The sequence below is a fragment of the Mesorhizobium sp. 131-2-1 genome (genome assembly GCF_016756535.1).
Lineage (GTDB): Bacteria > Pseudomonadota > Alphaproteobacteria > Rhizobiales > Rhizobiaceae > Mesorhizobium.
The window spans coordinates 2,607,378-2,623,389 of the sequence record NZ_AP023247.1 but is presented as its reverse complement, the minus strand read 5'-3'; the positions used below and the strand labels follow the sequence as shown (position 1 = coordinate 2,623,389).

Below are 16,012 nucleotides of genomic sequence, written 5' to 3'. Positions count from 1 at the left end.
CACAATCCTCGGGCAGGCGAAGGGAGGCCAGTCGCCTGCTGGAGGATATACCCATGACGGAAGCGATCAGGCTCTACTGGGGCCGGTTCGGACATGTTTCTGTCCTGAATGTCGCCAACGACTTCGTCACCCATGCCCATGTCGAAGCGCATCTCATCATCTGGCTGGAGGGTACAGCTGGTGAGATGACCATCGGCCGCGAGACGGTGCGGCTCGGACCCGACACCGCCGCCGGCATAAACTCGTTCCAACCGCACAGCCATGCCCTGGCGCATGATGGCAGGCCGGGCCTGTTCCTCGCCTTCTACATCGATCCCGACTGGGCTCGCCGGCGCCGCGACCTGCCTTCGTCGGCGCCGCTGTTTGCGCAGGCGGCAATCACGCTGGAGCCCTGGCTGCACCAGGCCGCGGCAAACCTGCTCGACCATCTCAGCGACAATGAGAGCATCGACGACGTCGCCAACTACGAGATCGAGCGCTTCATCGACAGCGTGCTCGACGCCGCCGACGCCTCGGCGCTGCATGTGGCGCGCGGCCGCGTCAACACCATGCAGGATTTCCGCGTCCGCAAGGCGATCCAGCTGATGAAGGCCAATGTCTGCGAACGCATCTCGTTCGACGACGTGGCCCGCAGCGTCGGCCTGTCCAGGCCGCATTTCTTCGCCCTGTTCAAGGAACAGACCAATCTGACGCCGAACGTCTACTGGAACACGCTGCGCATGGAGGAAGCCGTGCGTCAGTTGCAGTGGTCTGAAGAGCCGCTGATCTCGGTCGCCTGCAATCTCGGCTTCACCACCCAGGGCAATTTCTCCCGCTTCTTCCGCGACCACGTCGGCGTGCCGCCGACGCTCTACCGCGAAGCGGCTCGGGCCATGGCTTGAGCGGCCTTGGCCGCTTCGGATCTATTTTCAGACTGATTGATAGGCGCCCAAGACGCATTGATAAGCGCCGCCGGCCGGTGCGCCCTACCCTTCCTTCCATACGCATTCGCAAGGGAACGGGTAATGGCGAAGGTCACCATCTCCAGCGTCATCGACGCTCCGGTTGAACAGGTCTGGGCGCGCATAAGCGACTTCAACGGCCTGCCGGCCTGGCACCCGCGCATGGTCGAAAGCCATATCGAGGACGGCAAGGACGCGAGCACGATTGGCTGCGTGCGCAATTTCCAGCTCGTCAGCGGTGCCCGCGTGCGTGAAAAGCTGCTCGATTTCTCCGATGAGAATTTTCTCGTCAGCTACTCCATCCTCGAAACACCGCAGCCGATCACCAATCACAAGGCGACGCTGCAATTGCGGCGCGTCACCGACGGCAATCGCACCTATGCCGAATGGAGCGCCAGCTTCGACGCCGCCCCGGAGGAAGCCGACAAGCTCGCCGAAGGCATGGGCGCCAACGTCTTCCAGGGCGGCTTCAACGCCCTGAAGAGCCATTTCGCTGGCCAAAACTAGCCAGGAGCCTGTCATGGCGCTTGCCCTCCAGACATTCTCCACCGTCAAGGACGCGAACGCTGCGCTGCAGGCCGCTGGCACCCGCTATCTCGGCGGCGGCACGCTGGTCGTACGCGCCGCCAATGAAGGCGATGTCTCGGTCTCCAGCCTCGTCCGCGCCACCGAACCGGCGCTGTCTACGATCGCCGTTGCCGGCGACAGGGCGCGGCTCGGTGCTTCCATCACCATGGCTGCGATCGCCCGCCATCCGGAGCTCGCCTGGCTTGCGCCCGCCGCCCGCGCCGTCGGCGGCCCGGCGATCCGCAACATGGCGAGCGTCGGCGGCAATCTGTTCGCGCCGGCGCCCTACGGCGACTTTGCCGTGGCGCTGCTGGCGCTGGACGCGACGGTGATCACCGAGGACGGTGAAGCGCCGATCGAGACCTTCCTGGCCGGACGCGACACCAGCCGTTCCATCGTCACGTCCGTCACCTTCGCTCTGCCCCGCCCGCAGAGCTTCCGCTTCCTCAAAGTTTCGCGGGTCAAGCCCAAGGGCGTCTCGGTGCTCAGCATCGCCGCACTCTTGCAGCGGACGGAAGACGGCACAATCACGTCCGCCCGGATCGCCTTTGGCTGCATGGCTGACCGGCCGATGCGCGCCCGGGCCACGGAAAAGGCGTTGCTTGGCTGCCGGCTCACGCCCGAGGAGATCGCGCCGGCGCTGGCCGCGGCAAACCAGGGCATAGCGCCGATCACCGATCCGGTCGCCAGCGCCTGGTATCGCGCTGAAGTGCTGCCGGTCCATCTCGGCCGGCTGCTGCTCGCATAGTCATACGTCGGGGGGCGCGCGTCTGTCCGATCTTTCGGGCAGGCGCGCTGGGAGGAAAGACATGGCAAAGGTCCCGGTCCGGTTCACGCTCAACGGCTCCGAAAAGGCCGAATTCATCGAAAGCGGGGCGACGCTGCTCCATGCGCTGAGGGACAAGATCGGCGACACCTCGCCAAAAGGCGGCTGCCATCAAGGCACCTGCGGCGCCTGCTCTGTCATCATCGACGGCGAGCTCAGGCTTTCCTGCCTGACCTTGGCCGAAACCTGCGATGGCGCCGATATCCGGACGATATCGGGCCTCGCCGCGGGCGGGGTGCTGCATCCGCTGCAGCGCGCCTTTCTCGATGCCTTCGCCACGCAATGCGGCTTCTGCACGCCGGGCATGATCATGGCCGCCAAGGTGCTGCTCGACCGTACGCCCAATCCGAGCCGCGACGAGGTCGTCGAGGCGCTGTCCGGCAACATCTGCCGCTGCACCGGCTACGAGCCGATCATCCAGGCCGTACTCACTGCCGCGCGCGCCAACTCGCAGAACGCCGCCTGAGGAAAGCCATGGAATTGCGCAAGAGCTATTTCGCCGACGTCCGCAAGGACGGTCTCAACGAGATCGGCCAGCCCAGGCCGCGCCTCGACTCCCCCGGCCATGTCACCGGCAAGACCGCCTATTTCGCCGACCGCAACTTTCCCGGCATGCTGCATCTGAAGATGGTGCGCAGCCCGCACCACCACGCCCGCATCCGCTCGATCGACACCTCGGATGCGGAGAAGCATCCCGGCGTGGTGAAGATCCTCACCGCCAGGGACGTTCCGCACAACGTCTACACCATCCTGATCCTGATCCAGATCGGCCCCGAGGACGAAACGGTGCTTGCCGACGGCAAGGTGCGCTGGAAGGGCGAGGCCGTGGTGGCGGTGCTGGCCGAGACCGAGCGCGCGGCGCAGGAGGCCGCCGCCAAGGTCAAGGTCGACTACGAGTTGCTGCCGGCCGTCTTCGACATGGAGGAAGCGCTGAAGCCCGGCGCGCCGATCGTCAACGAATATCATGGCCAGAACTACTACCTCTACGACAGCGGCGAGTGCCGCAAAGTGCGGTTCGGAGATGTCGAGGCGGGCTTTGCCGAGGCCGACCACATCCTTGAGCAGAGCTACCAGTCCTCGCCGATCGAGCACGCACCGACCGAGACCACCGGCTGCGTGGTGGCACCCGAAGGCAATGACCGCTTCACCTGCTACACCAACACGCAGGCGATGTTCTTCACCCTCGACAACGCTTCGATCATCCTGCAGATGCCGGGCAGCAAGCTGCATTTTGTCGGCGGCACCGTCGGCGGCGGCTTCGGCGGCAAGGTCGACGTCATCGTCGAGCCGATCGCCATCCTGGCGGCCAAGCTGACCGGCCGCCCGGTTTCCTTCATCTACAGCCGCGAGGAGGAGATGCAGATTTCGTCACCCCGCGCGGCCGAGAAGGTTGTCATCAAGGACGGCGTGATGAACGACGGCCGCATCGTCGCCCGCAAGGTCACCGGCTACACCGATGCCGGCGCCTATTCGCGCCATTCGCCCTATGGCGCGCAAAAGGGCGCAGCGCACTATCCCGGCCCCTACACGATCCCCAACGTCTGGATCGACACCTATTGCGTCTACACCAACCGCACCCCTTCCTCCGCCATGCGCGGCTTCGGCGTCACCATCGGCGACTTCGCGCTGGAAGTGCAGATGGACAAGCTGGCGCGGCTGATCGGCATGGACCCGCTCGAATTCCGCTTCATCAACGCCTATCGCGACGGCGACATGAAGGCGCATCGCCAGCCGACCGAAGGTGCGGCGCTGATCGAATGCATGCAGGAAGCCTCGCGCGCCGCCAACTGGCCGGTGGCGGAGAAGTACATGGCGCTGTCCTCCTACCGGAAGGGAGCCTGAAATGGCGATCCGGCGTGGGCGCGGCGTCGCCGCGATCAACTATCCGACGGGCATGAACCTTGGCGGCGACCCCACCCAGGCGCTGGTGCATTCGACGCCGACCGGCAATTTCATGGTCACGCTGTCCAGCGTCGATCTCGGTCAAGGCATGAAGCAGATCATGGCGCAGATCTGCGCCGAGACCATCGGCGTGCCGACCGACCGTATCGTCATCGACACCGCCGACACCGACACCGGCCCGCACTGCATGGGCACCTTCGCCTCGCGTGGCACCCACCGCGCCGGCAACGCCGTCATCCAGGCCGCGAAGGAAGCCCGCCAGGTGATGCTGGAGGTGGCGGCGGAGGAGCTGGAAGTGGACGCCTCCGACCTTGAGACCGACGGCCAGGGCAACATATTGGTCAAGGGCGCGCCGCAGAAATCGATCTCGATCTTCGACGTCGCACTGTCGGCGCATTTCAAGCGCGGCCGCTCGATCTCCGGCCGCGGTATGTTCCTGATCCCGCGCTCCTATCCGGAGAAAGAGACCGGCGCGATGAAGCCCTCCACATGCTATGCCCATGCCTGCACGGTCGCCGAGGTCGAGGTCGACGACGAAACCGGCGAGGTGACGGTGCTGACGGTCAAGAACGTCTTCGAGATCGGCCGCGCGCTGAACCCCAAGATGGTCGAACAGCAGCTGGTTGGCGGCTCCTGGATGGGCATCAGCCACGCGCTCTACGAGACGACCGAGCCCTACTATCCCAACCGCGACCATGGCGGCACCGACTTCAACCAGTATCTGATGCCGGGGCCGGGCAATCTTGCCGAGACCGAGATCATCGTGCTGGAGCGCCCATCCGCCGACGGGCCGTTCGGTGCCAAGGGACCGGGCGAGATGTGCGCCAACCCGCAGATCCCGGCCGTCGCCAACGCAGTCTTCGACGCCGTCGGGGTGCGTATCGACACGCTGCCGATCACGCCTGAGCGCATCCTGCGCGCGCTGAAGGCGCAGGCCACAGGCTGAACCGAAGATGACCCGCGCCGACGCCATCGAGATCGCGGCTTCGCCGGAGGCGGTGGCGGCGCGCCTTGCCGCCTCGCGCTATCTGGCGGACGACAGCCTTGCGACCGCGATCTTCCTGGCGATCCGGCTGGGCAAGCCGCTGCTGCTCGAAGGTGCGCCGGGTGTCGGCAAGACGGAAGCCGCGAAGGCGGTGGCCGAACTGCTCGGCCGCGAGCTGGTGCGCCTGCAATGCTATGAAGGCATCGACGCCGCGCATGCGCTCTACGAGTGGAACTACCAGCGCCAGCTGCTTGCCATCCGCCATGCCGGCGAACACGAGATCGACATCTATGACGACCGCTTCCTGATCGCGCGGCCGCTGCTGCAGGTGCTGCGCGCGCCGGAACAGCGCGTGCTCTTGGTCGACGAGATCGATCGCTCGGACCACGAGTTCGAGGCGCTGCTGCTGGAATTCCTCTCCGACTTCCAGATCAGCATCCCCGAGCGCGGCACCATTCGCGCGGCGACGCAGCCGATCGTCATCCTGACTTCCAACCGCACCCGCGAACTGGCCGAGGCGCTGCGCCGGCGCTGCGTCTATCACTGGATCGGCTATCCCGATGCCGCGCGCGAAGCCGAGATCATCATGCTGCGGGCGGGCGGTGTTGCCGAAGCCACCGCGCGCGCAGTGGCGAATGCCGTGCAGTCGATCCGCGCCCGGCCGCTGGCGAAGCCGCCGGGTATCGCCGAAGCCGTCGAATGGGCGAATGCCGCGACCATCCTCGAAAAAGGCGGCAGCCCATGGCCGGAAGCCTTCCGTCGCGCCATCGGCGTGCTGATCAAGGATGAGGAGGACCTGTCCTCGATCGCGCCGGAGCTGGGGGCGATCGTCGAGGAGGCTTTGGTGTGATGCGCGACCTCAACGACCCCTTCTCCCCGTTCATTCCGCAGTGCTGGCGGGACAGCGCCCCCCTCTGTCCTGCCGGACATCTCCCCCACTTGGGGGGAGATCAGATGTCGCGTCGGCTTTCGGCAATCCTCGGCATTGCAGAATTGAGCAGCGCGCCAAAGCTGCCAATCTCCCCCCTCGTGGGGGAGATGTCCGGCAGGACAGAGGGGGGCGCGAAGGAATGAGGCGTGCAGAAAACCTGCCCCGCGCCGCTGCGCCGTTCCTCGGCTTTGCTATGCTACTACGCCATCACGCCTTCGCCATTGCCCCAGAGCAAGCCACCAGCTTCATGCAGGCCGTGACCCTGCTTGGCCCCCGCTCCATGAACGACATTCGCGAAGCAGCGCTCGCAACGCTTGCCCCCTCCCCCGATCACCGCGAAGAATTCGAGACGCATTTCCGCAGCTACTTCTATGGCGACGCCAATCCTTCCATCGAAGGAGAAGAGGATGACGAAACCCGGATCAAGGAGGACCGCGGCGCGCGCGAGGAAGAGCACGGACCGGCGCGAGAGGAAAAGGGCGGCGAACTCTCCTCGGCGCTTGAGCAGCTGAGCAATCGCGACTTCCAGCGTGATGGCGACGGCCTCGGCGCATTCGGCCGCAAGCTCGCCTCCGCCCTGCCCGCCCGCCGCTCCTTCCGTACGATCCGCACCCGTTCGCGCGGCACGCTCGACCTCAGGCGTTCACTGAGCGAGATCGTCAGCGCCGATGGCGACATTCCTTCGCCGCTGCTGCGCCGCCGTCAGCTCGTGCCGCGCAAGCTCTTGCTGCTCATCGATGTTTCCGGCTCGATGAAGCTGCACACCGCCAACTACGTCAAGCTGGCCCATGCCGCCGTGCAAGGCGCGAACCGCGCGGAGGTCTTCACCTTCGGCACGCGGCTGACCCGCATTACCTCGGCGCTGCGCATCCGCGACCGCGACCAGGCCCTGGCTCGGGCTGCGGCACTGGTCGACGACTGGGACGGCGGCACGCGCATGGGTCCGACGCTGCTCGCCTTCCTTTCAGTGCCGCGCTTCTCCGCCTTCGCACGCGGCGCGGCGGTCGTGATCCTGTCCGACGCACTGGAGCGCGGCGACCATTCCGACCTCGAAACCGCGATCCGCCGCCTCAGCGCCCGCGCCTTCCGGCTTTCGTTGGCGACACCGCTTGCCGGCGATCCGCGCTTTCACCCGGCGACGGCTGCGCTTCGCGCTATCCTGCCGCTGCTCGACGACCTAGTCGACGGTTCTTCGGTGAAGAGCCTCAGCGATGTCATCCTGTCGCTTGCCCGCCCCGCCCCGGCGGCCGAGACCATCTGGAAAAGGGTAGCGTGATGCAGAAGGCGATCGACGCGCATTTCCACATCTGGCGCCAGAAGGACCAGCCATGGCTTGTCGGACCGATGGTTCCGCGCATCTTCGGCCCGTACGAGCCGATCCGCCGCGACTACCCGATCGGGGAATTCCTCGATGACCAGAAAGGCGCCGGCGTCGAGAAGGCCGTCTACGTCCAGACCAACTGGGCAAAGGAGGATTTCGAGAAGGAAGTCGCCTTCCTGCAGAAGACCGCTGACGAAACCAGCTGGCCGCACGCCATCGTCGGCTATGCCGATATGACGGTGGACGATGTCCGGCCGCAGATCGACCGGCTGATAAAATACAAACTGCTGCGCGGCGTGCGCATGCAGTTGCACTGGCACGAGACGCCGGCGTTCCGCTTCGCTGCTTCAGCCGACCAGGTGATCGACCCCAAGGTGCGCTCCAATGTGGCGCGGCTCAAGGATTATGGGCTCTGCTTCGACCTGCAGCTTTTCCCGGCGCAGATGAAGGACGGGCTGACGCTGGTCGGCGAAAACCCCGAGACCAATTTTGTCCTGACCCACGCCGGCATGCTGACCGGGATGGAGCCGGAAACCACCGAGGCCTGGAAGGCCGGCTTGCGCACGCTCTCGGCCGCGCCCAATTTCTACGCCAAGCTTTCGGGCCTGGGCACCTTCGTCCACCGCAACGATCCGGCGCTGGTCGCTTACATCGTCGACAATGCAATCGACATCCTCGGCAGCGACCATCTGATGTTCGGCTCGAACTTCCCGATCGAGAAGCTCTGGACCAGCCATGCCGAGCTGATCAAGGCGCACCGCGCGGCGGTGGCCAAGCACGGCGCGGCGGCGGAGGCGGATATCTTCTGGAACACGGCAGAAAGGGTTTATCGGCCCGAGTAGCGCAGCCTCTCCTTCTCCACTTGTGGGAGAAGGGGAAGGTCACTTCACCTCGAACTGCGGATCGAGCGGGACCTGCATCGCAGTGACCAGATGGTTGGTCTGGCCTGCCAGTCCGATGATCGACACCAACTCGCTGTGCTGCGCGTCTGTCATGCCTTTGGCGCGTGCCGCGGCGGTATGCGAGTGAACGCAGTAGGAGCAGCCATTGGCGGTCGAGACCGCGATGTAGATCATCTCCTTGGTCAGCGGATCGATGGCGCCGTCGGACACCATCACCACCTTGAGCTGCTCCCACACCCGCTTCAGCGACACAGGATCGTTGGCCAGCCCGCGCCAGAAATTGTTGACGAAGTCGGATTTACGCGTCGCGCGGATGTCGTCGAACACGGCCTTGACCGCCGGAATTTTTTCGACCTCGGCGTCGCTCAGGAGTCTCGTGGTGGTCATCGCGTTTCCTTTCGTTTGAATCAATAGACTAGGTCGTTGAATCAACCGTCGAGCATAGACGGCTAATGGGTTTGTCTGATTCAGTTTTTGGCGCTGGAAAGCACGCGACCGCGGAGGGTTGGCCGAAGCACCTCAGCCTCGTCATCCCAGGGCGAAGCAGCCGCGAAGCGGCGTCGCGGAGACCCTGGGATCCATGCCGTGACCTCGCGCGAGGGGGTGTAGCGGAGCAGAATTCTGCACCGTAGCGGCGCCTAATATTCACGGCATGGATCCTGGGGTCTGCGCCGCGTCGCTTCGCTCCTTGCTTCGCCCCAGGATGACGAAGCGGTGGGCGTTTCGGCCAATCTCCAAAGCATGCTCCAACGACCATCGAACACGTCAGGGCCTCTACGCTAAGCTCTAGTGCACGGCCGCGTACATGATCTTCTCCTCCGTCGCCTCCGCCGGCGAGAACTCCTCCACGATGCGGCCCTGCCGGCAGACCAGGATGCGATCCGAAAGGTTCATGATCTCGGGCAGATAGGAGGAGATGACGACGACGGCGAGCCCCTCGTCGGCCAGCCGGTTGATGATCTGGTGGATCTCGGCGATGGCGCCGACATCGACGCCGCGCGTCGGCTCGTCGAGGATGACGATGCGCGGCCGCTGCACCAGCCCCTTGCCTATCACCACTTTCTGCTGGTTGCCGCCGGAGAGCTCGACCACGCGCGCATTGTGGTTGATCGCCTTGATGTTCAACGTCTTCGTCCATTCGGCCGAGAGCGCTCGCATCTCCTGCTGGTTGATCACCCAGGCCGTCTCGCGGCCCGCCGCCAAAAGCCCGCCAAACAGGTTCTCGGCAATTCCCATCGTCTCGAAGATGCCTTCGCTCTTGCGGTCTTCGGTGACATAGACGATGCCGTCGGCCACCGCTTGCGCCGGCACCAGATAGCGCACCGGCCGGTCGTCGAGCTCGATGGCGCCGCCGCGCAGGAAATCGCGCTTGTAGATGCCGGACACGATCTTGAACGTCTCGGTGCGACCGGAGCCGATGAGGCCGAACACGCCGGTGATCTGGCCCTCGAAGATCGAGAAGGAATTGTTGCGCACGACATTGCTCATCGAGATGTCCTGCACCGACAGCACCTTCCTGCCGGCCTTGCGCAGCCTCGCCTCGTCGCGCTGACGGTAGATCTGCCCCGACAGGGTTCGCCCGACCATGGCGGCGACGATCTTGTCGCGGTCGAAAGCCGCGGTGTCGTCGGTGATCACCAGCTCGCCGTCGCGCAGGATGGTGATGCGGTCGGCGATCATCAGCGCCTCTTCCAGCGCATGGCTGATGAAGACGATCGAGACGCCGTTCGCCTTGAGCCGCCGGATCAGCGCGAAGAAGTGGCGCTTCTCTTCCGGCGTCAGCGACGCCGTCGGCTCGTCGAAGATGATGATCTCGGCGTTGTGGTGGACGGCACGCGCGATCTCGACCATCTGCCGCTTGGCCGCGCCCAGCGTCGCCACCATGGCGTTGGGATCGACAGGAAAATTCAGCGACTGCAGGAACTGCTGTGCCGAAATGTAGGTGCCGCGCAGCCGGTTGAGGAATTTCTCGGTGCCGAGATAGAGGTTCTGCGCCACCGTCATCGACGGCACCAGGCTGGTCTCCTGGAACACCATGGCGATGCCGGCGTCGAGTGCTGCATGCGGCGAGGCATAGGCCGTCTCGACGCCCTTGTGGAACATCCTGCCGGAGGTGGCGTCGACGACGCCAGCGATGATCTTGGTCAGCGTCGACTTGCCGGCGCCGTTCTCGCCGAGTAGCGCATGAATTTCGCCCTTCCTGAGATCGAAGCTGACGTTCTTGACCGCGGGCACGCCGCGGTAGGTCTTGGTGACGTTCTCGAGCCGAACGATCGGGTCCATCAGAAACCTCCCGGACCAACGTCGAGCGCGAGCACGCAATCGCCGCCCTTCGAGGCCACGAACAGCCGGCCGTCTTTCTCCGCCACGCTGCAGACGCCGTGGCGGCTGCCATTGGCGCGGCTGTGCAGGCTGAACTGTGGCTGCATCTCGCGGTCGAGCTTCACCACAAGCCCATAGGAGCGGCTCGGCGACCATGGCTTGTGGATGCCCATGGTGCGGATGCCGCCGCACTGCAGCGGCTCGAGGAAGCTGCGGTTCGAGGCGAGCGCCGGCGCGATCCAGTAGGCCGGCGGCACCTGGTCGATCATGTCCTGCCGGTAGTGGGTCTCCTGCAGCACGAATTCGATCAGCCGGTTGCGCGGCGCAAACAGCGAAAGCCAGGCCCCGCCATCGGCCGCCGGCGCAAGCCGCGCCGGATAACCGGGCAGTTGCGCCAGGACCACCGAACGGCTGCCGCTGGCGCCGTCGAAGCGGACGAGCTGGTGATGCCAGCTTTCGGCAGCCAGCACGTCGCCGCCGACCGGGAAAAGCCCGTAAGGGAAAGCGATGTCGCCGGCGAGCTTGCGGAACGTCGAACCGTTCGCGTCGCGCTTCCACAGCGAACCCGTGGCGCCCTTCCTCATCAGATCGGCCGCCCACTCTGAGGGCGCATGCCTGGCCGAGCCGTTGGTCAGCCACAACGTGCCGTCGGCTCCATAGGTGAGCGCCGTGATGCAGCGGATTTCCGCGGGCAGCTCGACGTTCTTGCCGGCGATCAGCAGCCGGCCGTTCTCCAGCCCGACCGTGAGATCTCCGGCCGGCGACAGCGCCAGCGCCGTGACCGGAGACGGAAAGGTTTCGACCAGAATGGGCTCGGCGCCTTCGGCGATCGAAAACACCGCGTTGCCGCTGGAGGCAAGCAGCCTGTCACCGGTGGCCAGCAGATTGTCGGGCTCGGTCAGCGCGGCAAAAGCCGACGCATCGTCGAGGCGCGTGTTTGGGCGGAAGGCGCCGTCGAGCGGCGGGATGGTCACCGCCTTGCCGCGGAAGAGATCAAGCGCCGGATCGAGGATCATGGCCTTGCCCCCCAATAGGAGGCCGGGCTGGTCCAGTCCGGATCGGCGCCCGCTATTTTGTAGCGGCCGACGCGGTTGTTGAGGATGCCGCCGACGAAGAGATGGCCCTTGTGCTCGCGCATCGAGGTGACCATCGGATGCGCGGCGCCCGAAAGGTCGCCCAGCGCCTCGACGATGCCGCCCTTTTCGTTGAATTTCACCACGCCGCCGGTGTTGATATTGGGGAACAGCCACTCGTCCTGCGGCAGGCGCCGGGTCATGCGCTTGCGCATGTCGGGGTGGCGCAGCGAGAGGTCGAAGCTCGGCGTGCGCATGCCGAGCCAGGCCATCCAGTAATTGCCGTCGGAGGCGCGATTGATGTTGTCCGGATAGCCCGGCATGTCGCGGATGACGCATTCGGCGGTACCGGCCTTCGGCCCTTCCAGCCAGTAGCGATGCACGCGGCAGGCCCAGCTTTCGGCGAAGAACAGCGATTTGTCGTCGTGCGCCATGCAGACGCCGTTTGTGTAACGGTAGCCATCGAGCAGCGTCCTGGTCGAACCATCCTTCGGATCGTATACCAGCAGGCGGCCGGTGGCGCGGTTCTCGATCGAGTCCAGCGCCCAGTCATGCGCGTCGTAGCGCTTTGTGGAATCGGTGAAATAGATGCGGCCGTCAGGCGCGATGTCGCAATCATTAGGATCGCGCAGGCGGGCATCGTCGACGATCGAGGTCCACGAGCGCGACGTCTCCGCCGACAGGCGCTTGACCGCACGCTCGGGCGACACCGAATAAAGCCCCATCGCACCGACGCAGCTGATCAGATTGCCTGCCTCGTCGAAGGCGAGCCCCAGCGGGAAGCCGCCAATATGGGCAAACACCTCGGAACGCTTGTAGTCGGGCGCGAAGAAGCGGACGATCTCGCCGTGCCGCGTGCCGCAGTAGAGATGGTCGTCGCGGTCGAGGATGACGTCTTCCGGCCCCTCCAGCTCACCCAAACCGATGTGATCGGCTTCCGACAACCTGTTGTCGAGCTCGTAGGGCGTGCCGGAACCGGGCGCGGCCGACTGGGTCTCACCCATCCTGAGATAAACCGGCGCGACATAGACCTCGTTCAGCACCTTGTGGCGGTTCTTCAGCCAGCGGATGTCGATTGTGACGGCGACCGCCAGCATGATGCCCAGCACCATCTGGTTGGTGCCGGTGCCGTAGCCGAGCCGGATCAGGCCATTGGTCATGGTGAGCACGATGATTGCGCCCATCAGCCCCTTGACCACCGAGCCCCGTCCGCCGCCGAGGCTGACGCCGCCCACCACCGCCGCCGTCAGCGCCATGATCTCGAGGTTGAGGCCGGTGCCTGGCCCAGCTCCGCTCAGCCGGCATGCGATCAGGAAGCCGCCCAGCGAGGCGCAGAAGCCGGAGAAGACATAGGTCATGAACACGGTGCGGCGCACGCGGATGCCGGCATTGTGAGCCGAGCGGCGCGAGCCGCCAACCGCCAGCACGTGCCAGCCGGGGCGCGAGCGCGTCAGCGCGATATGGGTGATGAGCGCCAGGATGATCGCCGCCCACACCGAAACCGAGAGCCTCCAGAAGGTGCCGTCGCCGATGAAGTCGAGCACCTCGGAGGTCGCCGAGGAAAGCTGCACGTCGGCGGCGTAGGTGGTGACGAGGATGTCGAACAGCGCCCGCCCGAAAATGAAGGTGACCAGCGTGGTCAGGAAGGCGCGCAGCCTGAGATACCCGACCAGGTAGCCGTTGATGGCGCCGAACACGAGCCCGGTGCAGAGCGCCGCCACCAGCGCCAGCCACACCGACTGCTCGAGGATGAAGAAGATGTAGACGGCGGAAAAACAGGACAGCGCGAACACCGAGCCAACCGAGAGGTCGATGCCGCCGCCCAGCATCACCACCGTCATGCCGGTGACCACCAGCGAGAACTCGCCGAGCTGGCGGGTCGATTCCTGCAGCGAGGTGAGTTTGAAGAAGCCCTGGATGACCGAGCCGAATATGCTCAGCGTCACCACCAGCGCCAGAAACGGAATGGCATTGTCGGTCCAGCGCTTGGTCAGGATCTCGCCGACCACATGGTCGGGCACGAGATTGTAGCGCCAGGACTGGAGGCGTTCACGGAAGGACATCTGATCACTGTTGCAGGAGAAAGAGATGGCCGGACGATCCGGCCATCCCGTTGATGCCTGTCGACGGAGCGGCTTACTTCGCCGCCGCTTCGGCCTGCAGCGCCTTCAAATCCCAGCAGCTGTCGGGCTTGAGGTCGGCCTTGGTCGTCGCCTTCTCCAGCGTGTAGATGTAGCTGTGCGAGGTGCCGGCCGGCTGGCCGCTCTGCAGCAGGAACTTGATGAGGGCATTCATATCGCCCGACTGGCGGGCGAGATCGGTCATCACCACGGCGCCATAGGTGCCGTCTTGCAGCTTGTCGCAGTCGGCCGTCTTTTCGCCGCCGCCGGTGGTGACCAGGAACACCTTGCCTTCGAGCTTGGCGTCGCGGATGGCGGCCGAGGCGCCGGTCGCATCGCCGTCCCAGAAGTCGATGATGGCGCAGATGTCGGGATGCTGCTGCAGCATCGTCGTCGTCACGTTGCGCGAGGTGGTCGCGTCCCAGTTGGAATCGGGCTTGGCGACGACCTGGAAGTCGGGATGCTTCTCCAGCACCTTCATGATGCCGGCATACTGGTAGAGGCTGGAGGAGTTCGCCTGGTCGCCCTGCACCAGGCCGAGCTTCTTGGAAGAATTCTCGCCGCAGCCCTTGATCGCCGCTTCGGCCTCGAGCTGGCCGAGCCGGTCCCAGTCGCTGCCGACGAAGGCGTCGGCGGGGAAATTCGCGGGATTGTCGACCAAAAGCACATAGGTGCCGGCGGCCTGCGCCTTCTTCATCAGCTTGGCGTAGGAGTTGAGATCGGGCGAATGGATAATCAGCACGTCCGGCCTGGCGTCGGAGGAGATCGCGTCGGTGATCGCCTGCGCGCCGGCATCGACCACCCAGTTCGGATCGCGCGTCTCGAACGTGCCGCCCCAAGCCTCGACTTCCTTCTTCAGATAGTGCGCCCAGCCCTGCGCAAGGTCGAAGCCCATCGCCATCGGAATGAGCATCACGCGCTTGCCCTTGAGCGCCTGCTGATAGGCGGCGGGACCCGGATCCTCGGCGGCAAAGCTCGGGACTGCGAACATGGTCACGGCAAGTGCCGTGGCCGCGGCCATCAATGTTCTGATCAGTTTCATGTCACATCCTCTGGTTTGGTCGTCTTTGGTCGTGCCTCGTCGACGACCGGCCCGGCCGGCCGTTGCTGGTTCAGATGTCGCCCTGTTGCGCTGTCTGCTCGTCGCGCGGGTTGATGATGCCGTCGACGATGATCGCGGCCAGCAGGATCGCGGCCTTGATCAGGTTCTGGTAGAGCAGCGGAATGTCGATGATGGTCATGGCATTGAGCAGGATGCCGATCAGCGCCGCCCCCACCAGCACGTTGCGCACCCCGCCCCGCCCGCCGGAAAGCCCGATGCCGCCGATCACCGCCACCAGCACGATATCGTAGAGCAGCGTCGAATTGACGACGCGGGTGTTGATCGAGTGCAGGCTCGCCGCCGTCAGCAGGCCGGCGACCAGCGCGACGAAGGCCGACAGCACATAGCGCAGCACCAGCATCGGGCGCACCGGAATGCCGATGTTGCGCGCGGCAACCGGGTTGTCGCCGGCGAAATAGACGAAGCGGCCCCATTTCGTGTAGCGCAGGAACAGGAAGAACAGGAAAGCGAGCCCAGCGAAGACGAACACCTCGACCGGTATGTCAAGGAAGCGCAGCCCGCCGAGCAGCTGCACCCAATGCCCGTCGGGCACCGGCACCGCATCCTGCATGATCAGCTGCGAGCGTACGTAGCCGAAGACGAACGAGCCTGTGGCGAGCGTCACGAAGATCGCCGGCACGTCGGCATAGGCGACGAGAAATCCGTTGAGCAGCCCGATGGCGAGGACGCCCGCCAGCACATAGACAAGCGCCAGACCGTCGGACGTGCCGGAATTCAAGAGCTGCAGATACCAGGCGACCGACATGGCCATGATCGCCACGGCCGACAGGTCGATGCCCCGGCCGATGATGACGACCGCCATGCCGAGCGCCAGTATGCCGAGCACCGACACAGAGCGGACGATGGCGACGAGGTTGTTCGGATCGATGAACCCGGGCAGGCCGCTGGCCGCGGCGGCGAACAGCACGACCGCGATGGCAAAGACAATGCCCTCCTGGTTCAGGCGCCTCCAATCAGGCCAGCCGATCCTGCTCATTATGCGGTGTCTTTCGCCCCGGC

General features: G+C 65.2%; 15 protein-coding genes. 9 read left to right on the top strand and 6 right to left on the bottom strand.

The window, feature by feature from the left end; genetic code table 11:
• Nucleotides 1-53: 53 nt before the first annotated feature.
• The 9 genes from JG743_RS12665 (at nt 54) to JG743_RS12625 (ending at nt 8,315) form a co-directional block, all read left to right on the top strand.
• Entirely contained in the window at nt 54-881 is an 828-nt protein-coding gene (locus JG743_RS12665; RefSeq protein WP_202300560.1) for an AraC family transcriptional regulator, read from the top strand.
• 123 nt (nt 882-1,004) lie between these two features.
• On the top strand, nt 1,005-1,448 hold the full coding sequence (locus tag JG743_RS12660; protein ID WP_202300558.1) for an SRPBCC family protein: 444 nt from the start codon (nt 1,005-1,007) through the stop codon (nt 1,446-1,448).
• Nucleotides 1,449-1,461: 13 nt separating this feature from the next.
• Entirely contained in the window at nt 1,462-2,256 is a 795-nt protein-coding gene (locus JG743_RS12655) for an FAD binding domain-containing protein (protein ID WP_202300556.1), read from the top strand.
• Nucleotides 2,257-2,317: 61 nt separating this feature from the next.
• On the top strand, nt 2,318-2,800 hold the full coding sequence (locus JG743_RS12650) for a (2Fe-2S)-binding protein (RefSeq protein WP_202300554.1): 483 nt from the start codon (nt 2,318-2,320) through the stop codon (nt 2,798-2,800).
• Nucleotides 2,801-2,808: 8 nt separating this feature from the next.
• Nucleotides 2,809-4,176 (top strand): xanthine dehydrogenase family protein molybdopterin-binding subunit, encoded by a 1,368-nt coding sequence (locus JG743_RS34580; RefSeq protein ID WP_202300552.1) that lies wholly within the window; start codon nt 2,809-2,811, stop codon nt 4,174-4,176.
• Between the two features lies 1 nt (nt 4,177).
• Nucleotides 4,178-5,182 carry a xanthine dehydrogenase family protein molybdopterin-binding subunit gene (locus JG743_RS34575; RefSeq protein WP_202300550.1) on the top strand — a complete coding sequence of 335 codons (1,005 nt, stop codon included), beginning with the start codon at nt 4,178-4,180 and terminating at the stop codon, nt 5,180-5,182.
• A 7-nt stretch (nt 5,183-5,189) separates the two neighbouring features.
• Nucleotides 5,190-6,071 carry an AAA family ATPase gene (locus JG743_RS12635; protein ID WP_202300548.1) on the top strand — a complete coding sequence of 294 codons (882 nt, stop codon included), beginning with the start codon at nt 5,190-5,192 and terminating at the stop codon, nt 6,069-6,071.
• A 220-nt stretch (nt 6,072-6,291) separates the two neighbouring features.
• A complete protein-coding gene (locus JG743_RS12630; protein WP_202300546.1) occupies nt 6,292-7,428 on the top strand; it encodes a vWA domain-containing protein in 1,137 nt (378 codons plus the stop codon).
• A complete protein-coding gene (locus tag JG743_RS12625) occupies nt 7,428-8,315 on the top strand; it encodes an amidohydrolase family protein (protein WP_202300544.1) in 888 nt (295 codons plus the stop codon). The genes JG743_RS12630 and JG743_RS12625 overlap by 1 nt, the downstream gene beginning before the upstream one ends.
• 39 nt (nt 8,316-8,354) lie before the next feature.
• Here JG743_RS12625 and JG743_RS12620 read toward each other — a convergent pair whose 3' ends face one another.
• The 6 genes from JG743_RS12620 to JG743_RS12595 form a co-directional block, all read right to left on the bottom strand.
• Complete coding sequence (locus JG743_RS12620; RefSeq protein ID WP_202300542.1) at nt 8,355-8,762, bottom strand: carboxymuconolactone decarboxylase family protein; 408 nt, start codon at nt 8,760-8,762, stop codon at nt 8,355-8,357.
• A 399-nt stretch (nt 8,763-9,161) separates the two neighbouring features.
• The gene (locus JG743_RS12615; RefSeq protein ID WP_202300540.1) at nt 9,162-10,658 is read right to left on the bottom strand and encodes a sugar ABC transporter ATP-binding protein; all 1,497 of its coding nucleotides are present in this window, start codon (nt 10,656-10,658) and stop codon (nt 9,162-9,164) included.
• Nucleotides 10,658-11,713, bottom strand: a complete 1,056-nt coding sequence (locus JG743_RS12610) for a hypothetical protein (protein ID WP_202300538.1) — start codon at nt 11,711-11,713, stop codon at nt 10,658-10,660. Before JG743_RS12610 ends, JG743_RS12615 begins: the two co-directional genes overlap by 1 nt.
• On the bottom strand, nt 11,710-13,833 hold the full coding sequence (locus tag JG743_RS12605; RefSeq protein WP_202300536.1) for an ABC transporter permease: 2,124 nt from the start codon (nt 13,831-13,833) through the stop codon (nt 11,710-11,712). Before JG743_RS12605 ends, JG743_RS12610 begins: the two co-directional genes overlap by 4 nt.
• Nucleotides 13,834-13,906: 73 nt before the next feature.
• On the bottom strand, nt 13,907-14,932 hold the full coding sequence (locus tag JG743_RS12600) for a sugar ABC transporter substrate-binding protein (RefSeq protein ID WP_202300534.1): 1,026 nt from the start codon (nt 14,930-14,932) through the stop codon (nt 13,907-13,909).
• A 70-nt stretch (nt 14,933-15,002) separates the two neighbouring features.
• Nucleotides 15,003-15,989: an ABC transporter permease gene (locus tag JG743_RS12595; protein WP_202300531.1), complete on the bottom strand. Its 987-nt coding sequence runs from the start codon at nt 15,987-15,989 to the stop codon at nt 15,003-15,005.
• Nucleotides 15,990-16,012: the final 23 nt, after the last annotated feature.

Coding starts and splice junctions, on each gene's coding strand:
- JG743_RS34580 (WP_202300552.1), top strand. CDS start 2,809: ATGGAATTGCGCAAGAGCTATTTCGCCGACGTCCGCAAGGACGGTCTC.
- JG743_RS12620 (WP_202300542.1), bottom strand. CDS start 8,762: ATGACCACCACGAGACTCCTGAGCGACGCCGAGGTCGAAAAAATTCCG.
- JG743_RS12600 (WP_202300534.1), bottom strand. CDS start 14,932: ATGAAACTGATCAGAACATTGATGGCCGCGGCCACGGCACTTGCCGTG.
- JG743_RS12655 (WP_202300556.1), top strand. CDS start 1,462: ATGGCGCTTGCCCTCCAGACATTCTCCACCGTCAAGGACGCGAACGCT.
- JG743_RS12665 (WP_202300560.1), top strand. CDS start 54: ATGACGGAAGCGATCAGGCTCTACTGGGGCCGGTTCGGACATGTTTCT.
- JG743_RS12595 (WP_202300531.1), bottom strand. CDS start 15,989: ATGAGCAGGATCGGCTGGCCTGATTGGAGGCGCCTGAACCAGGAGGGC.
- JG743_RS34575 (WP_202300550.1), top strand. CDS start 4,178: ATGGCGATCCGGCGTGGGCGCGGCGTCGCCGCGATCAACTATCCGACG.
- JG743_RS12635 (WP_202300548.1), top strand. CDS start 5,190: ATGACCCGCGCCGACGCCATCGAGATCGCGGCTTCGCCGGAGGCGGTG.
- JG743_RS12625 (WP_202300544.1), top strand. CDS start 7,428: ATGCAGAAGGCGATCGACGCGCATTTCCACATCTGGCGCCAGAAGGAC.
- JG743_RS12610 (WP_202300538.1), bottom strand. CDS start 11,713: ATGATCCTCGATCCGGCGCTTGATCTCTTCCGCGGCAAGGCGGTGACC.
- JG743_RS12660 (WP_202300558.1), top strand. CDS start 1,005: ATGGCGAAGGTCACCATCTCCAGCGTCATCGACGCTCCGGTTGAACAG.
- JG743_RS12615 (WP_202300540.1), bottom strand. CDS start 10,658: ATGGACCCGATCGTTCGGCTCGAGAACGTCACCAAGACCTACCGCGGC.
- JG743_RS12605 (WP_202300536.1), bottom strand. CDS start 13,833: ATGTCCTTCCGTGAACGCCTCCAGTCCTGGCGCTACAATCTCGTGCCC.
- JG743_RS12650 (WP_202300554.1), top strand. CDS start 2,318: ATGGCAAAGGTCCCGGTCCGGTTCACGCTCAACGGCTCCGAAAAGGCC.
- JG743_RS12630 (WP_202300546.1), top strand. CDS start 6,292: ATGAGGCGTGCAGAAAACCTGCCCCGCGCCGCTGCGCCGTTCCTCGGC.